17 protein-coding genes are annotated in these 16,170 nt (G+C 65.9%); 9 read left to right on the forward strand and 8 right to left on the reverse strand.

Going from position 1 to position 16,170, the window contains the following annotated elements; genetic code table 11:
* Nucleotides 1-90: 90 nt before the first annotated feature.
* Both SriyCCGPB3_RS11010 and SriyCCGPB3_RS11015 read right to left on the reverse strand, forming a co-directional pair.
* Nucleotides 91-1,122, reverse strand: coding sequence for a LysR family transcriptional regulator (locus tag SriyCCGPB3_RS11010; RefSeq protein WP_350260333.1), 1,032 nt, complete (start codon nt 1,120-1,122; stop codon nt 91-93).
* A complete protein-coding gene (locus SriyCCGPB3_RS11015) occupies nt 1,119-1,427 on the reverse strand; it encodes a sigma factor-like helix-turn-helix DNA-binding protein (RefSeq protein ID WP_350260334.1) in 309 nt (102 codons plus the stop codon). Before SriyCCGPB3_RS11015 ends, SriyCCGPB3_RS11010 begins: the two co-directional genes overlap by 4 nt.
* 89 nt (nt 1,428-1,516) lie before the next feature.
* On the opposite strand from SriyCCGPB3_RS11015, the gene SriyCCGPB3_RS11020 reads away from it, so the two are divergent.
* From SriyCCGPB3_RS11020 to SriyCCGPB3_RS11030, 3 genes are all read left to right on the forward strand, one after another.
* Complete coding sequence (locus SriyCCGPB3_RS11020; protein ID WP_350260335.1) at nt 1,517-1,996, forward strand: carboxymuconolactone decarboxylase family protein; 480 nt, start codon at nt 1,517-1,519, stop codon at nt 1,994-1,996.
* A 55-nt stretch (nt 1,997-2,051) separates the two neighbouring features.
* Nucleotides 2,052-2,456, forward strand: coding sequence for a cupin domain-containing protein (locus tag SriyCCGPB3_RS11025; protein WP_350260336.1), 405 nt, complete (start codon nt 2,052-2,054; stop codon nt 2,454-2,456).
* Between the two features lie 75 nt (nt 2,457-2,531).
* Nucleotides 2,532-3,413, forward strand: a complete 882-nt coding sequence (locus SriyCCGPB3_RS11030) for an RNA polymerase sigma-70 factor (RefSeq protein ID WP_350260337.1) — start codon at nt 2,532-2,534, stop codon at nt 3,411-3,413.
* 114 nt (nt 3,414-3,527) lie between these two features.
* Here SriyCCGPB3_RS11030 and SriyCCGPB3_RS11035 read toward each other — a convergent pair whose 3' ends face one another.
* From SriyCCGPB3_RS11035 to SriyCCGPB3_RS11045, 3 genes are all read right to left on the reverse strand, one after another.
* A complete protein-coding gene (locus SriyCCGPB3_RS11035; RefSeq protein ID WP_071228239.1) occupies nt 3,528-4,448 on the reverse strand; it encodes an MBL fold metallo-hydrolase in 921 nt (306 codons plus the stop codon).
* A gap of 272 nt (nt 4,449-4,720) precedes the next feature.
* On the reverse strand, nt 4,721-5,197 hold the full coding sequence (locus SriyCCGPB3_RS11040) for a nuclear transport factor 2 family protein (protein WP_350260338.1): 477 nt from the start codon (nt 5,195-5,197) through the stop codon (nt 4,721-4,723).
* Between the two features lie 57 nt (nt 5,198-5,254).
* Nucleotides 5,255-5,824 carry a TetR/AcrR family transcriptional regulator gene (locus SriyCCGPB3_RS11045; protein ID WP_350260373.1) on the reverse strand — a complete coding sequence of 190 codons (570 nt, stop codon included), beginning with the start codon at nt 5,822-5,824 and terminating at the stop codon, nt 5,255-5,257.
* A 169-nt stretch (nt 5,825-5,993) separates the two neighbouring features.
* On the opposite strand from SriyCCGPB3_RS11045, the gene SriyCCGPB3_RS11050 reads away from it, so the two are divergent.
* On the forward strand, nt 5,994-6,947 hold the full coding sequence (locus SriyCCGPB3_RS11050) for an alpha/beta fold hydrolase (RefSeq protein WP_350260339.1): 954 nt from the start codon (nt 5,994-5,996) through the stop codon (nt 6,945-6,947).
* 115 nt (nt 6,948-7,062) lie between these two features.
* On the opposite strand, the gene SriyCCGPB3_RS11055 is transcribed toward SriyCCGPB3_RS11050, so the two are convergent.
* Nucleotides 7,063-7,644, reverse strand: a complete 582-nt coding sequence (locus SriyCCGPB3_RS11055; RefSeq protein ID WP_350260340.1) for a TetR family transcriptional regulator — start codon at nt 7,642-7,644, stop codon at nt 7,063-7,065.
* A 165-nt stretch (nt 7,645-7,809) separates the two neighbouring features.
* Between SriyCCGPB3_RS11055 and SriyCCGPB3_RS11060 the strand changes: the two genes are divergently transcribed.
* From SriyCCGPB3_RS11060 to SriyCCGPB3_RS11070, 3 genes are all read left to right on the forward strand, one after another.
* Complete coding sequence (locus SriyCCGPB3_RS11060; RefSeq protein ID WP_350260341.1) at nt 7,810-8,904, forward strand: alkene reductase; 1,095 nt, start codon at nt 7,810-7,812, stop codon at nt 8,902-8,904.
* Between the two features lie 63 nt (nt 8,905-8,967).
* The gene (locus SriyCCGPB3_RS11065) at nt 8,968-9,756 is read left to right on the forward strand and encodes an SDR family NAD(P)-dependent oxidoreductase (protein WP_350260342.1); all 789 of its coding nucleotides are present in this window, start codon (nt 8,968-8,970) and stop codon (nt 9,754-9,756) included.
* Nucleotides 9,757-9,806: 50 nt separating this feature from the next.
* Entirely contained in the window at nt 9,807-10,808 is a 1,002-nt protein-coding gene (locus tag SriyCCGPB3_RS11070) for an NADP-dependent oxidoreductase (RefSeq protein ID WP_350260343.1), read from the forward strand.
* Between the two features lie 99 nt (nt 10,809-10,907).
* Here SriyCCGPB3_RS11070 and SriyCCGPB3_RS11075 read toward each other — a convergent pair whose 3' ends face one another.
* Both SriyCCGPB3_RS11075 and SriyCCGPB3_RS11080 read right to left on the reverse strand, forming a co-directional pair.
* Entirely contained in the window at nt 10,908-13,550 is a 2,643-nt protein-coding gene (locus SriyCCGPB3_RS11075; RefSeq protein WP_350260344.1) for an excinuclease ABC subunit UvrA, read from the reverse strand.
* A 128-nt stretch (nt 13,551-13,678) separates the two neighbouring features.
* Nucleotides 13,679-14,893 carry an FAD-dependent monooxygenase gene (locus SriyCCGPB3_RS11080; RefSeq protein WP_350260345.1) on the reverse strand — a complete coding sequence of 405 codons (1,215 nt, stop codon included), beginning with the start codon at nt 14,891-14,893 and terminating at the stop codon, nt 13,679-13,681.
* A gap of 136 nt (nt 14,894-15,029) precedes the next feature.
* Between SriyCCGPB3_RS11080 and SriyCCGPB3_RS11085 the strand changes: the two genes are divergently transcribed.
* Both SriyCCGPB3_RS11085 and SriyCCGPB3_RS11090 read left to right on the forward strand, forming a co-directional pair.
* On the forward strand, nt 15,030-15,947 hold the full coding sequence (locus tag SriyCCGPB3_RS11085) for a LysR family transcriptional regulator (protein ID WP_350260346.1): 918 nt from the start codon (nt 15,030-15,032) through the stop codon (nt 15,945-15,947).
* Nucleotides 15,948-15,983: 36 nt separating this feature from the next.
* The gene (locus SriyCCGPB3_RS11090; RefSeq protein WP_350260388.1) at nt 15,984-16,154 is read left to right on the forward strand and encodes a hypothetical protein; all 171 of its coding nucleotides are present in this window, start codon (nt 15,984-15,986) and stop codon (nt 16,152-16,154) included.
* Nucleotides 16,155-16,170: the final 16 nt, after the last annotated feature.

A 16,170-nucleotide genomic window follows, 5' to 3' on the forward strand; every position in this document is an offset into this window, starting at 1 on the left:
GGCCGGGCATGCTGCAATCGTAGGCAGCGTGGGCGCGGGGCAGTAGGTCCGCGCTGGGGCGCGCACTGTTGCCCGGCACGCACCAATGCTTCAGGCCCAGGCGGGCTGTGCGCCTGGCTTCATGGGCGTGGCCTGTTGGCGCGATTCCCAGTGCGAGATCACATCCAGCTCGAGCGCGCGCACCCGCTGCGTGCTGAAGTCGATGAAGGCCCGCACGCGCTTGGGAAGCTGGCGGCGGCTGAGGTAACACAGGTAGTGACCGCGATCGAGCGGCGCATGCCGATCCAGGCAGGTCACCACCCTGCCCGCCCACAACGCTTCACGCACCTGATAGCTGGGCAGCTGGGCGATGCCCTGTCCGTCGATGACGGCCTGCAGGGCCAGGTCGGCATCGTTGAACACCAGTGCGGCTGGCGGCTGCAGGTGCACATCGATGCCGTCGACCCGGAATTCCCAGGGCTGCATGCGCCCACCCGGCAGGCGCCGCCCGATGCAGGCATGCGTGGACAGCGCATCCACCGACGAGGGTAGACCATGCGCCTGCACGTACGCCGGAGATGCACACACCACCAGCTGCATCGGCACCAGCTGCTTGGCGATTACCTGGCTGTCTTCCAGCAGGCCGTCGCGGAACGCTACGTCGATGCGGTCACCGGCCAGGTCGGGGGCCTGCTCGTCCAACAGCAGTTCTACCGAGACCTGCGGGTACTCGGCGCGGAAGGCGGCCAGCAAGGGGGCGATCACCCGCCGGCCGAAGCCGTGGCTGGCACTGATGCGCAGGTGCCCGCGCGGCGGGCCCTCGCGCAGGTCGCGCATTTCCTCCAGCGCCTGCAGGATGCAGTTCACGCCCGGGTTGCAGCCCTCCAGGAACAGCTCGCCTTCGCGGGTCAGCGTGGTTGAGCGCGTGGTGCGCAGGAACAACCGCACGCCCAGCTGGCTTTCCAGCTTCTGCACGCTGCGGCTGACGGCCGAACGGCCGATGCCGAGGCGGTCGGCCGCGCGGGCGAAACTGCCCTCGGCCGCCACTGCAATGAAGGCCAGCACGCCGGCGTAGCTGGTGGAGAAGGATGCATTGAGCGCATCGTGGCCGTCGCTGGCCGGGCTGGGCTGTGCGATGTTCATGGGCGGCATGACTCCAGGCGGGCACGGTGCGCTTGCAGGTGGTTCCGCGCCAGCGCCAGGCGCTGCCTGCACGCGGAAAGGTCGAGCCCCAGCAGGGGCACGATGTCCTCGAACCCGGCGCCCAGCACGTCGTGCAGCAACAGCACCGCACGTGCATCGGGCGGCAATTCGCGCAGTGCAGCCAGGAAGGTCTGCCAGACCTGCTCACTGGCAGGGCGGAATGCGGTGCGCAGGTGCGTTGAGGTGTCCATGCCCGGCAGACGGCCGAGCATCGGCCGCTGTGACAGGCCATTGGTGTTTTTCATGCAACAGCATGCGGCCCGGCCCCGGCCTACCGGCAGTGCGGTCGCAGGCCTAGCCTCGCTGTGTCCTTCACTCGCTACAGGAACACGCCATGACCGCACGTCTGGATTACGCCGCGCAATCGCCGGAACTGTTCAAGAAGCTCGGCCTGTACTCGCATGCCGCCCATACCGCCTCGATCGAAGCGGCCATCATCGATCTGGTCAACATCCGTGCATCGCAGCTCAACGGCTGCGGCTTCTGCCTGGACATGCACGTGAAGGAGGCCACCCTGCGCGGCGAGCGCCCACTGCGCCTGCATCACCTGGCGGCATGGCGTGAATCGACGCTGTTCAGCCCGCGCGAGCGTGCCTGCCTGGCCTGGACCGAAGTGCTGACCCAGCTGCCGGCGCAGGGCGTGCCCGACGAGCTGTATGCGCGCGTGTGCGGCCAGCTGTCCGAGCAGGAGATCGTCGACCTGACCCACGCGGTGATGGCGATCAACGCCTGGAACCGCGCCAACGTCGCCTTCCGCACCATCCCCGGAACCTTGGATACAGCCTTTGGCCTGGACAAGGCCGGCCTGGCCTGATCGTTCCGCCGCTGCCCCATGCAGCGGCCCTCCCCTACCGCACTGGAGACCTGCCATGCGTCGTTCTGTTCTGGCCCTGCTTGCGTTGCTGCCACTGTGCAGCGCTGCCGCCTCCCCGCCCCCTGCTGCGCCCGAGCCCCTGGTGCACGAGGTGATGACCCGCGCCCTGCCGGAGCAGCCCGGCAAGGAAGCGCTGATCCTTACCGTGGAATACCCGCCGGGTGGCGCCGATCCGATGCACCGCCACGATGCCCATGGCTTCGTCTATGTTCTGGAAGGGCGAATCGTGATGGGCGTGGCCGGCGGCAAGGAAGTCACCCTCGGCCCGGGCGAGGCCTTCCATGAAGGTCCGGCCGATCTGCACACCGTAGGTCGTAACGCCAGCGCTACCGAGCCGGCGAAGTTCGTGGTGTTCCTGATCAAGGACATCGGCAAGCCGGCGGTTCTGCCGCCGCACTGATCGCACGTCCGGCGCTGGCGCCAACGACAGGTCCCCGGGTGTCACAATCCGGGGACCTGTCCCGTCTACGCTGGCATGGACGATTCCACTGCGCTGTTCTCCCGCCTCCGCCCGCGCCTGTTCGGTGTGGCCTACCGCATGCTCGGGTCTTCGCACGAAGCCGAGGACGTGGTGCAGGATGTCTGGCTGCGCTGGCATGGCGCCGACCCGTCACAGATCGAGAATCCCGAAGCCTGGCTGGTGGCTACCACCACCCGTCGCGCCATTGATGGCCTGCGCCTGGCCCGGCATACGCGCGAGCACTATGTCGGCATGTGGTTGCCCGAGCCGCTGCTGACCGATGACACCAGCACCCCTGAATATGTGCTGGAAACCGCCAGTGATCTGTCGGTCGCCTTCCTCAGCGTGCTGGAGCGGTTGGCACCGGATGCGCGTGCGGCCTTCCTGCTGCACGACGTGTTCGATCAGGACTACGCGGTAGTCGCGCGCACCCTGGACAAGACAGAAGCCGCCTGCCGGCAGATCGTGCATCGCGCACGGCTGCAGCTCAGGCAGGAGCGCCCGCGCTACAACGTCCCGCAGGAGGTGCACCAGAAACTGCTGCGCCGCTTCGCTGAGGCCGCATCCAGCGGCGATTTCCGCACGATGAAGGCGCTGATGGCCGAGTCGGCCGAGCTGGTGGGTGATGGCGGTGGCATCGTCACCAGCTTCCCCAAACCGATGGTCGGAGGCGCACGCATTGCCCAGCTGCTGTATGCCCCGCACCTGCGGCGCAGCGCGCAGTTGCGGATGGTGCCGGCCATGCTCAACGGACGGCTGGGACTGCTGCGCTATTTCGATGGCGAGCTGGAAGCGGCGATGGCCTTCGAGACCGATGGCGAACGGATCACGCAGGTCCTGGTGCAGCGCAACCCGCACAAGCTGCAGCGGCTGGCACTGCCCACCTCCATCCAGTAGATCCGCGCCAGGCGTAGATGGCATCCATTGCGACCTCGTTCTTGCGGGATTCGACCGGGGCGCCGATGCGCCCCGATCGTTGACGCCTGCCTGCGCAATGGCCGCAGGATCCAATCAGAAGTCCCAGAACACCGGCACCCAGCGGAAGGTCTCGCCCTCCAGCGACACCCGGCCCACTGACGGGAACGGAAGATGCGTGGCCACCAGCATTTCGCCGGTGCCTGCCAGTTCCTTCAGCAGGGCGATGCGTACGCGCGCGGATTCCTCAGGGTCGTGCTCGAAGCCGTTGTGCCAGTTCGGCTGGTCGAAGCCGACCGCGAACACCGCGTCACCGGCGAAGGTCAGGGCCTGCCCGGCAGACGCCACGCGCACCACGCAGTGGCCCGGGGTATGCCCACCGGTGCGGCGAGCCATCACGCCCGGCGCGATCTGCTGTTCATCCTGGAAGGTGTGCACGTAGCTGCTGTATTCGGCCCAGAAGTGCTTGGCCGTGGCGCGCAGCGCATCGGGGAACCCTTGCGGCATGTTGGTGCGGCTGAAGTCCGGCGACTTCCAGAACTCCACCTCCGCCGCGGCCACGTGGATCTTCAGGTCCGGGCGCAGCTGTTCCTTCACGCCTTCAACCAGCAGCCCGCCGACGTGGTCCATGTGCATGTGGGTGATCACTACATCGGTGATTTCGCCCAGGTTGATACCGGCGGCACCGAGGCGGCGGATCAACTGGCCGGCGCGCGGCAGCTGCAGGTCCGGGTCCATGCCCAGGCCGGCATCGATGAGGATGGTGCGATCGCCGCTGTGCACCACCATCACGTTCAATGCCCAGTCGAAGGCATCCTGCGGCAGGTACATCTCTTCGAACCATTCGGCACGGTCGGCGGCCGGTACGTTGTGGCCGAGCATCTGGGTGGGCAACGGCAGGACGCCATCGCTGATCACCAGCACTTCGACGTCGCCCACCTTCAGGGCGTAGCGCGAGGGCACCAGTTCATCGAGGGCGGGGGCAATGGGCGCGGCGGTGTTTTCCAGACTAAACATGAGGGATCTCCACGAAGGGGCATTGGGCGGGCAGCGATGCAAGGCTGGCGCGAACGATTCCGGGCGCTTTCCCACGGCGCAGGGCGTGGCGTTGCCAGGGCACGGATGCCTGGCAGGCCAGCGCTGCAGGGTTCATGGGAAGGCGGGCCACTGCGCAAGCGGTGGACCCGGAACACGGCATGTGCCGTGTGCGATCAGCCTAGGCAGCACACCGGTGCTGCGGTAGGCCCATGGAGGGGGACGTGATGTTGCATTCCGGGAAGCAATGCGAATCACATGCCCAGATCAGACAGCCCCGGGTGATCATCCGGGCGACGCCCCAGCGGCCAATGGAACTTGCGCTCGCTTTCCTTGATCGGCATGTCGTTGATGCACGAGAAGCGGCGCTGCATCAGGCCATCCGCGCCGAATTCCCAGTTCTCATTGCCATAGGAGCGGAACCAGTTGCCGGAGTCGTCATGCCACTCATAGGCGTAGCGCACGGCAATGCGGTTGTCGGTGAAGGCCCATAGCTCCTTGATCAGCCGGTACTCAAGCTCTTTGTTCCACTTGCGGGCCAGGAACTGCCGGGCTTCCTCGCGGCCATGGGTGAACTCGGCGCGATTGCGCCACTCGGTGTCCAGCGAATAGGCCAGCGAAACCCTGTCAGCATCGCGGGTGTTCCAGCCATCCTCGGCAAGACGCACTTTCTCGATGGCCGATTCACGGGTGAACGGGGGAAGTGGCGGGCGGGGTGCTTCAGTGGACACGGTGGGGCCTCCAATCAAGTGGATGAACGGGTTCGACGGGGTTTGATGACTCAGGCGTCAGCGCCTGGCCTGCTCCAACAACACCGCTGCAACATCCCTTGCAGTGTCTGCGGCGTCGTAGTCGCCCATCACGCGCGAGACGGTGATGGCGCCTTCCATGAGAACCAGCAGCTGCCGCGCCAGTGCGTCCGGCTGCTGGATATCCAGTTGCGTGGCGAGTTCCAGCGTGTAATCCAGCAGCTTCTGCTTGTGATGTTTGGCGATGTGGCGAATCGGATCGTCGGGGTCGCCGACCTCGCCTGCGGTGTTGATGAAGGCGCAGCCGCGATAGCCCTCGGACTGGAACCACCCTTTGAGCACGGTGAACATGCCGAGGATGCGTGCTTCCGCGGTGTCGGCCTTGTTGCACTCCTGCTGGAACCAGTCCAGCCAGCGCACGTCGCGCGCGTTCAATGCCGCAGCGGCCACCTGGTCCTTGTTTTCAAAGTGCCGGTAGATGCTTTTGCGTGCCACACCCGAGGTCTTCACCAGCAGGTCCATGCCGGTGGCGTGGATCCCGTTCTGGTAGATCAGCGCTTCGGCCGTGGCGAGGATCTTCTGCTGGGTATCGGTGGTGGTTGTGTTCACGGCGCCAATGTAGAACGATCGTTCTACCCTGTCAATGGGCGGCATCGCGACCTGCCGGGTGGGCGCGTTGGAACAGGACGATCTATCAAGAAATTCGTACATGTCATCATCCAGACGCCCGATTTCGGTCGCAAAGTACGTCTCACCACCCACCCATGAGACGCCCCGCATGAACACCTTTGCCCGTACCCTGGCCGTTGCCGCCCTCGCCCTCTCGGTCCAGGCCAGCCTGTCCGCGCAGGCCGCCGAACCGGCCAAGCAGGCTGCAGTCACCAGCATCGCGCGCACTGCCAGCTACATCACCACCGCCGATGGTGTGCAGCTCTACTACAAGGACTGGGGCCCGAAGGACGGCCCGGTCGTCACCTTCAGCCACGGCTGGCCGCTGAACTCGGATAGCTGGGAATCGCAGATGATCTTCCTGGCCAACCACGGCTACCGCGTCATTGCCCATGACCGTCGTGGCCACGGCCGTTCCAGCCAGCCTTGGGATGGCAACGACATGGATCACTACGCCGATGACCTGGCCACGGTGATCAACACGCTCGACCTGCATGATGTCACCCTGGTGGGCTTCTCCACCGGTGGCGGCGAAGTGGCGCGCTACATCGGCCGCCATGGCACCGGCCGGGTGAAGAAGGCGGTGCTGATCAGCTCGGTGCCGCCGCTCATGCTGAAGACCGCCGACAACCCCAATGGCCTGCCGATCGAAGTGTTCGATGGCATCCGCAAGGCGCAGATGGACAACCGCGCGCAGCTGTACAAGGACATTCCGTCGGGCCCGTTCTACGGCTTCAACCGCCCGGGCGCGAAGGTATCGCAGGGCCTGATCGATGCATGGTGGGCGCAGGGCATGCAGGGGGGCCACAAGAACACCTACGATTCGATCGCCGCGTTCTCGGCCACCGACTTCCGCGCCGACCTGAAGAAGTTCGATGTGCCGACGTTGGTCATCCACGGCGACGACGATCAGATCGTGCCGATCGACATCTCCGGCCGCCAGTCGGCGAAGCTGATCAAGGGCGCCAAGCTGATTGTTTACCCGGGCGCGCCGCACGGCCTGACCGACACCCACAAGGACAAGGTCAACCAGGATCTGCTGACGTTCCTGCAGGAAAAGTAAGCAACACGGGCTCCGGCCTCAGGCCGGGGCCCTTCTCACGTGGAACGGTGTTGCAGCATTGAACCGCTCCCTCCTGCCCGCCAGCTTCCGGCCGCGGACAGGCGTCAGCAGCCGCTCAGGCCTCGGATTCATCGGTCAGCCTGGCAAGAATGTCTTCCCGGCAGGCGTCCAGAATCTCGTCCGCCAGCGGCGAATCATCCGGGCAGGATCGCGACAGCACCATGGCCCCCACTGCCTGGGCGATCCGCGCAATGCGCCGGGTGCGATGACGTGCGGCAGACGCTGCATCAGGTGGGTCAGCGTGACCTGTACCCGCTGCGAGCCGAGCTTCAATGCCCGCCACGAACGCCCCCCTCACCGAATCCGGCTGACGCGCAGCATCGCCGCACAGTGCTGCCATCGTACAGCCCTGCCCCGGCGCATCCCGGTGCACGCGGGACAGGTAATGAGTCAGGAAGGTGCGGTGATCCATCCCAGCCAAGGCCTCGGCGGATGTCGAAAAGCTACACGCTGCGGCTTCGGCCATCAGGTCGGCCTTCGAAGCGAAGTGCTTGTAAAAGCCGCCATGAGTGAAGCCGGCTGCTGACATCAGATCCGCCACGCTCACGCCGTCATATCCCCGCTCGCGGAAGAGTGCGGATGCCGTTTCGACAATGTGGGCGCGGTTGGCCTGCGCCTGGGCCTTGGTGACCTTCATGACTCGATACCTGCTGATGACGTGCTGCGGCGAGGGCATCTTACCACGCATAGATTATGTTCATCATCAAACCATTGACATCAATGATTATGATCATCATCATTGACATGTCGCGCCGCTTGCCCCACGACTCCCCCTATTTCCAGCGCTGAGCCCGCATATCCCATGACAGACACCACCCTCTTCCAGCCCTACGTTCTGGGGCCGCTGACCCTGGCCAACCGCATCGTGATGGCGCCGCTCACCCGCAACCGCGCGGGTGCAGGGCTGGTGCCCAATCCGCTGGCGGCTGCCTACTACGCCCAGCGCGCCTCGGCCGGCCTGATCATCACCGAGGCCACCCAGATCTCCGCCCAGGCCCAGGGCTACCAGGACACGCCGGGGATCTACACGCCCGACCAGATCGCGGGTTGGCGCGAGGTCACCGACGCCGTCCACGCGCGCGGCGGGCGAATCTTCGTACAGCTGTGGCACGTGGGACGCATCTCGCATGTGGACCTGCAGCCGGGCAATGCGGCGCCCGTTTCGGCCTCGGCCGTCCGGGCCCAGACCAAGACCTTCGTCCACAACGGCTTCGTTGACGTCTCCGAGCCGCGCGCGCTCGGGATCGACGAGCTGCCCGCCATCATCGATGACTTCCGCCAGGCTGCGGCCAATGCGATGGTCGCCGGATTCGATGGCGTGGAGATTCACGGCGCGAACGGATACCTGCTTGAGCAGTTCATCAAGGACGGGGCCAACCAGCGCACCGATGCCTACGGCGGCTCGATCGAGAACCGCGCGCGCCTGCTGCTGGAGGTTACGGCTGCCGTGGCGCAGGAGATTGGCGCCGATCGCACCGGCGTGCGCATTTCGCCGGTCTCGCCAGCCAACGCCATCAGCATCAGTGATCCGCAGCCGCAGTACGACTACATCGTCGACCAGCTCAGCGCGCTGGGGATTGTCTACCTGCATGTCGTGGAAGGTGCGACCGGCGGGCCTCGCGACGTTGCGCCGTTCGACTTCGATGGCCTGCGCCGTCGCTTTGCCGGCACCTACATGGCCAACAACGGCTATGACCTCGACCTGGCCAATGCCCATCTCGCCGAAGGCAAGGCCGACCTGTTCGCATTCGGACGCGCCTTCATCAGCAATCCCGATCTGGTCGAGCGCCTGAAGACCGGTGCGCCGTTGAATGCGTTGAACCCGGCCACGTTGTATGGCGGCGGCGCCGAAGGCTACATCGACTACCCCGCCTTGACCGACACCGCGGCGCAGTAAGCACCGCAACACTCCGGCCGCCTCCCCAACCCCTGACCACATACACGCCAAGAGATGCCCACCATGAGCACGCTTCCCACCGTTCTGATCACGGGTGCTTCCAGCGGTATCGGCGCCGTCTATGCCGAACGCTTCGCACGCCGTGGCCACGACCTTGTACTGGTCGCGCGCGATCAGTCCCGACTGGATGCACTGGCCGCACGCCTGCGCCAGGACACCAGGGTCACCGCCGATGTACTGGCAGCTGACCTCACCCTCAACGCTGACCTGGCCGCCGTCGAAGCCCGCCTGCGCGACGATGACCGCATCGGCATCCTGATCAACAACGCGGGCGTTGCGCAGGCCGGTGGCTTCACCGAGCAGTCGACCGAAAGCATTGACACGATGGTGACGCTGAACACGCTGGCGCTGACTCGGTTGGCCGCCGCCGCTGCCCCGCGCCTGGCGCAGGCTGGCACCGGTGCGATCGTGAACATCGGCTCGGTGGTGGGCCTGGCGCCGGAGCTGGGCATGTCCGTCTACGGCGCGACCAAAGCCTTCGCGCTCTTTCTGTCGCAGGCCCTGAGCCTCGAACTGGCGCCCAGCGGTGTCTATGTGCAGGCGGTGCTGCCTGCCGCTACGCGCACTGAGATCTGGGAACGTGCGGGCATCGACATCAATACCTTGCCGGAGGTGATGGATGTCGACGAACTGGTCGATGCGGCACTGGTCGGCTTTGATCGCCGCGAGGCGGTGACCATTCCGCCACTGCATGTGGCCTCGCGCTGGGACACGCTGGATGCCTCGCGTCAGGGCCTGCTCTCGGATATCCGCCAGGCGCACGCGGCCGAGCGCTATCGCAGCGTCGCCTGATCCGCCGCCATCCCCCCGCGCCGCAGCGCCTCAACCCGAGCGTCCATCCCATGAAAGCGTTTCTCATCGACCGCTATGGCAGGAAGGAGACGGGCCGCATCGTCGACGTCCCGCCGCCGACGCTGCGCGATGACGATGTACTCATCCGCGTGCACGCGGCCAGCGTCAATGCACTGGATGCCAAGATCAGGACCGGGGAATTCAAGGCGATCCTGCCCTATCAGCTACCGCTGATTCTGGGCAACGACCTGGCTGGCACGGTGGAACGTGTCGGCGCTGCGGTTCGCCAGTTCAAGCCCGGTGATGAGGTCTATGCCCGCCCGGATGATGATCGCATTGGAGCGTTCGCCGAATTCATCGCGGTCAAGGCTGCCTCCGTGGCGCTGAAGCCTGCCAACCTCAGCATGGTGGAAGCCGCCTCGCTGCCGCTGGTCGGGCTGACTGCCTGGCAGGCGCTGGTTGAAACCGGGCAACTGAAAGCCGGGCAGAAGGTCTTCATCCAGGCGGGCTCCGGTGGTGTAGGCACTGTCGCGATCCAGCTGGCGAAACACCTGGGCGCCTTTGTGGCGACCACCACCAGCACGGCCAACGTGGCATGGGTGAAGGCACTGGGCGCGGACGTGGTGATCGATTACACGCGACAGGACTTCGCTACGGAGCTGCGCGACTACGATCTGGTGCTCAACAGCCTGGGCAAGGAGGAGCTGACGCGCTCGCTGCCGATTCTGAAGCCGGGCGGGCATCTGCTCTCCATCTCCGGGCCGCCTACCCCGGCCTTCGCGGCGCAGCGTAGGCTGGCCTGGCCGCTCCAGCAGGTCATGCGCCTGCTCAGCCACGGCGTCCGCCGCAAGGCCAGGCAAAAATGCGTGACCTACACCTTTGTGTTCATGCGGGCTGACGGACAGCAGTTGAGCACGATCACCTCGCTGGTGGAGTCGGGTGCGATCCGGCCGGTCATCGACAGGGTCTTTCCGTTCTCGCAGACCCAGAACGCGCTGGATCATGTCGACGGCGGCCGTGCCAAGGGAAAGGTGGTTGTCGCATTGCGGTAAGGGCACGTTGCTGCCCGGGCAATAGCCACCACAGGTGCGGGGTGGCCTTCATTGTCCGGCAGGATGCCCCATTCAAGCGACGGCCACGCCCCAACCGCCCTACCCCAGCTCCCGCGCAAGAAATGGCGCCGTCCTGCTGCCTTTCGCGCGTGCCACCTGTGGCGGTGTTCCCTTCGCCACGATGGTGCCACCCGCCCCACCTGCGCCAGGCCCGACATCAATCACCCAGTCCGCCTGCGCAACCGCACGCATGTCGTGCTCGATCATCACCACGGTGTTTCCCGCGTCCACCAGCCGCTGCAGCTGCACCAGCAGCCTGTCCGCGTCCGACGCATGCAGGCCGGTGGTGGGTTCGTCCAGCACGTAAAGGGTGCGCCCGCGCTGGCTGCGCTGCAGCTCGGTGGCCAGCTTGATGCGTTGTGCTTCACCGCCGGAAAGTTCCGTGGCGGGCTGGCCCAGCCGCAGGTAGCCCAGACCGATTTCCTGCAGCAACTGCAGCGGCCGGGCAATGGCCTCTTCCTCGCTGAAGAACGCATGCGCCTGGTCGACCGTCATCTGCAGGACCTCGGCGATGTTGCGGTCATTCCACTGCACCTTCAGCGTGGCGTCGTTGTAACGGGCGCCATGGCAGGTGGGGCACGGCGCATAGACGCTGGGCATGAACAGCAGTTCGACGCTGACGAGACCTTCGCCCTCGCAGGTCTCGCACCGGCCCTTGGCCACGTTGAACGAGAAGCGGCCCGCATCGAAACGGCGGCGGCGCGCGGCCGGTGTTGCGGCGAACAGCTTGCGCACGTGATCGAACAGCCCGGTATAGGTGGCCAGGTTGGAGCGTGGCGTGCGCCCGATGGGCTTCTGGTCGACCTGCACCACCCGCTGGATGGCGTCTACATCGCCCGCCAATGTGCCCCGGGTCGTTTCGATCACGGTTGGCCCGTCGGTGGGCGCGCTATCGGCGTTGTCGTCCGCAGGCTCATGCCCGAGGTGCAGCAGCAACAGCTCGGGTAGCGCCTGCGCCATCAGGCTGGACTTGCCGGAGCCGGAAATGCCGGTCACGGCTGTCAGCAGTCCCAGCGGCACCTGTGCGTCCACGCCCTGCAGGTTGTGGCGGTGGATGCCCTTCAGTTCCAGCCAGCGGTTGGCGCTGCGCTGTTGGCTGGCAGGCGCCGGCACCTGATCGAACAGATACAGGGCCGTGCGCGACTCCTGGACGTGGCGCAGGCCATCGGGCTCGCCGCTGTAGAGCACGCGCCCGCCGTGTTCCCCCGCCTGCGGCCCAACATCCACCAGCCACTGCGCGCGGCGCATCAGCTCCAGATCGTGTTCAACCACGAACACCGAGTTTCCGCCGTCGCGCAAGCGCTCAAGCGCGTCGTACAGCGCCTGGCTGTCGGCCGGATGCAGGCCGGCCGAGGGCTCGTCGAGCACGTACAACACACCGAACAGCAACGAGCTGAGCTGGGTGGCCAGCCGCAGGCGCTGCAGTTCGCCGGCCGACAGGGTTGGCGTGGCGCGGTCCAGCGAGAGGTACCCCAGGCCCAGGTCGCGCAGCTGGCGTACACGTGCCATGACCCCACCAGCCAAGCGTTGTGCCGCCAGACGCTTCTCTTCGGACAGGGCGGAGGTCAGCCGCACGTCGGGGGCACCCTCGTGAGTCGCCTGGCCACTCGCGGCCCTCCGGGCGCGATCGCGGGGTGTCGTGCTCCTGCGAGTACGTGCGCCCTTGCTGTGCACGCCGAAATCACCTTGTGCGATGGGCTCAAGCAGCGCCGCCAGCTGATCCAGCGGCAGCCGCATGAACTCACCGATATCCACGCCGGCAAAGGTGACCGAGAGCGCCTCCGGCTTCAGGCGCTTTCCGTGGCAGGTCGGGCACAGCTTGCCTTCCATGTAGCGCGACACGCGCTTGCGCATCAGCGCGCTCTGGGTGTTGGCAAAGGTGTGCAGCACGTAGCGGCGTGCGCCGGTATACGTGCCCATGTAGCTGGGCTCCTGCTTCCGCTTGAGCGCGGCACGCGTCTCTGCGGGCGTGAAACCGGCATAGACCGGCACGCTGGGCGCTTCCTCGGTGAACAGGATCCAGTCCCGGTCCTTCTTTGGCAGCTTCTTCCACGGCACGTCGATGTCGTAGCCGAGCGTGACCAGGATGTCGCGCAGGTTCTGGCCATGCCAGGCCGGCGGCCAGGAGGCGATGGCGCGCTCGCGGATGCTCAGCGACGGGTCCGGAACCATCAGCGCTTCGGTCACTTCGTAGACATGCCCCAGGCCATGGCAGGTGCTGCATGCACCCTGTGGCGTGTTGGGTGAGAAGTCCTCGGCGTACAGCATGGGCTGGTTGGCTGGGTAGGCGCCTGCGCGCGAGTACATCATGCGCACCAGGCTGGACAGGGTGGTCACGCTGCCCACCGAGGACCGCGCATTGCTGGCGCCGCGTTGCTGCTGCAGAGCCACTGCCGGCGGCAGGCCATCGATGGCGTCTACATCGGGCACGCCGGCCTGGTCGATCAGGCGCCTGGCATACGGCGCAACCGATTCGAAGTAGCGCCGCTGCGCCTCAGCGAAGACGGTACCGAAGGCCAGCGATGACTTGCCGGAACCTGATACCCCGGAGAACACCACCAGTGCATTGCGCGGAATGGAGACGTCGACATTCTTGAGGTTGTGCTCGCGCGCACCACGCACCTCGACGCAACCGCTGGCGGCGGCAGCACATGACGACTCACCAAAGGGGGTGTTGGACATCGTTACGATCCTGCAGGCAGTGAGTGGCACGCCTCAGTGCGCGCCCAGCGATGCATTTTCGCTGCTGCAGGGTGAATGTGGGTGACGGACGATCATGCAATGCGTGATCTGCTGGCTGCAGAGCACCCTTACAGCCGATACATGCTACCCACGCTGTTTGCCGCTGCCCTTTCAATGTGGTCGGCCATCGGCAGGCCCTGCGACCAGCCTGCGGCCATGGCCAGCGCATCCCGCACTGGATCGGACGTCTTGGCGCGTTCATTGCGGATGCGGCAGGTTTCCGGGTCGTTGGCGAAGAGCCCGCGCGCGAACATCCGCCCCTGCTCTGCCAGCTTCGTGGTCTTGGGTCCGCGGAGGGCGGCGAACTGCAGCAGCACCTCATCCAGGCTGCCATCGCCCCCTTCCAGGCAGCGGGCCAGATGCCAGGCGTCTTCCAGTGCCTGGCAGGCTCCCTGTCCCGAGGTCGGCAGCGGCGCATGCGCCGCGTCGCCGATGAGCAGCACGTTTGCGCGGCTCCACGCCTGCAGCGGTTCCAGGTCGTGCACGGCAATCCGCTGGACGGAGTGCGCCGGTGTGGCCGCGATGAGACGAGCGACAGGTTCGGGCCATCCTGCAAACAGATCCCCTACCTCGTCGCGCATGTCTGCTGTGGGCGTCGCCGCGGGCAGTGGTCGTGCCTGGGCAGCCGCCCAGTACACCTGATCGGTTCGAATCGCGACGCAACCGAAGCGATGGCCGGCACCCCAGTAATCCTGGATCCCCACCTCGCTTACCAGCTCCCTGCCCTGCGCGACCCCGATCCAGTTCACGAAGCCCTGGAAGATCGGCGTGCTGTCCCCTGCGACGAACCTGCGTGCCACCGAGTCCATGCGCCCATCCGCACCCAGAAGCAGGTCGGGATGGATGCACTGCCCGTTGTCGAACCGCGCCGTGGCCTTGCCGTTGGCCTCAAGCTCAATCGCTACCGCGCGATGCGCGAACGCCACCTGGATTCCCGCTCGTGTCACATGGTCCAGCAGCACCGCCTGCAGGTCGCGGCGCAGGATCGTATGGGTCGGGTATCCCATGACCTGGTCCAGCAGCGTGATGTCCAGGCCGCCCAGCGGATTACCTGCAGCGTCCTTGCGGTGCACTGATACCGGCCGGCCGCCGACTGCGCCAACATCCTCCAGCAGCCCGAGTTCCTGCAGCACGAAACCAGCGTTGGGCCAGAGTGTCACGCCAGCCCCCATGGCGGACGGTCTGGCCCGGCGCTCATAGACGCGGCAGTTGTGCCCCTGCCTGTGCAGAGCGAGGGCCGCGCTCAAACCCGCGATGCCGCCACCCAGTATTCCGATGTCCATTCTGATGCAGCCCTTTCGATTCGCCCGGATGCGCCGCAGCTGGGCATCCGTGGGACGGGCGTGCAGTCTGGACTCTGCCAATCTTGCCAACTAGCATGAAAAAGTGAGAGATATTTGTACTCCTGGCGGGATAGTCATGCGCAGCAGCTTCGACCTGAACACCGTCCGTGTCTTCGTGGCCGTCGTGGACGAGCAGAGCTTTTCCGGTGCGGCCCGCCTGCTGGCCCTGCCCTCTTCCAACGTCAGCCGCCACGTCGCCTCGCTGGAACGCCGACTGGGGGTTCGGCTGCTGGAACGCAGTACCCGTCACCTGCGCATGACCGAAGCCGGCAGGCTGCTGTACGCACGCTCAAAACCACTCCTCGACGCCCTGCTCGCCACGCAGGAAGAGCTCGGCGAAGCACAACGCGAATTGAAGGGACTGCTACGGATGAGCATGCCGAACGAGGCGCCCCGGCTGCTTGGCCCCATCCTTGCCGAGTTCTGTAGTCGCCATCCCGGCATCGAGCTGGAGTGCGACACGCGCCTGACCGGCCCGGAAGTCCTGCGGGAAGACATGGATCTTGCGCTCTTCTTCCATCGTGGGCCGCAGGACGACAGCGCGTTCATCACCCGTGAACTGGCGACATTGCCGAGCATCGTGGTCGCCGCGCCGGCGTTGCTGGCCAGGGTTGGGATGCCGCGCCAGGTGCGCGAACTGAAATCCCTGCCCTGCATCACCACCGCTTCTGCACTGAAGGGCCAACCCTGGCAGTTTGTCGACGCTGCGGGGAACATCGTGAAGGTGCCGGTGCGCAGCCGCTATCGGGTGAACAGCGGGGAGCTTGCGGTGGCGGGCGCGCGCCAGGGCCTGGGCTTCGCTATCGTTGCGGCTTACCCCTGCCGGGAAGACCTCGCCGCGGGCCGGCTGCAGAAAGTACAGCTGGATCTGAGCCCGGCGCCGCTGCAGCTGCTGGGTGCGTACAGTCACCGCCATTCGGTCACCGCGCGGGTTCGGGCATTGCTGGAGTTCATCCAGGCTCGGCTGCAGGGCGTCGGAGATAGTGCCGGGTAATACCAGAACCGCATTGCGACCGTCCGCATGTACGACATGGGTACTGCGAATCGCAACGCTCTCAACCGCTCGCAGAGCGTAGAGCAGCCGAAGGAACTACTGTGGGTGAAGGGTGCGGGCCACGTGGATCTGTATGACCGCACCGATCTGATTCCCTTTGCAGAACTGGCGGCTTTCTTCCGGAAGCGCCTGGACGGAAGCATGTGACAGGCCGACGCCCCTG

Origin of the sequence: Stenotrophomonas riyadhensis (assembly GCF_040256885.1) — a bacterium.
Lineage (GTDB): Bacteria > Pseudomonadota > Gammaproteobacteria > Xanthomonadales > Xanthomonadaceae > Stenotrophomonas > Stenotrophomonas riyadhensis.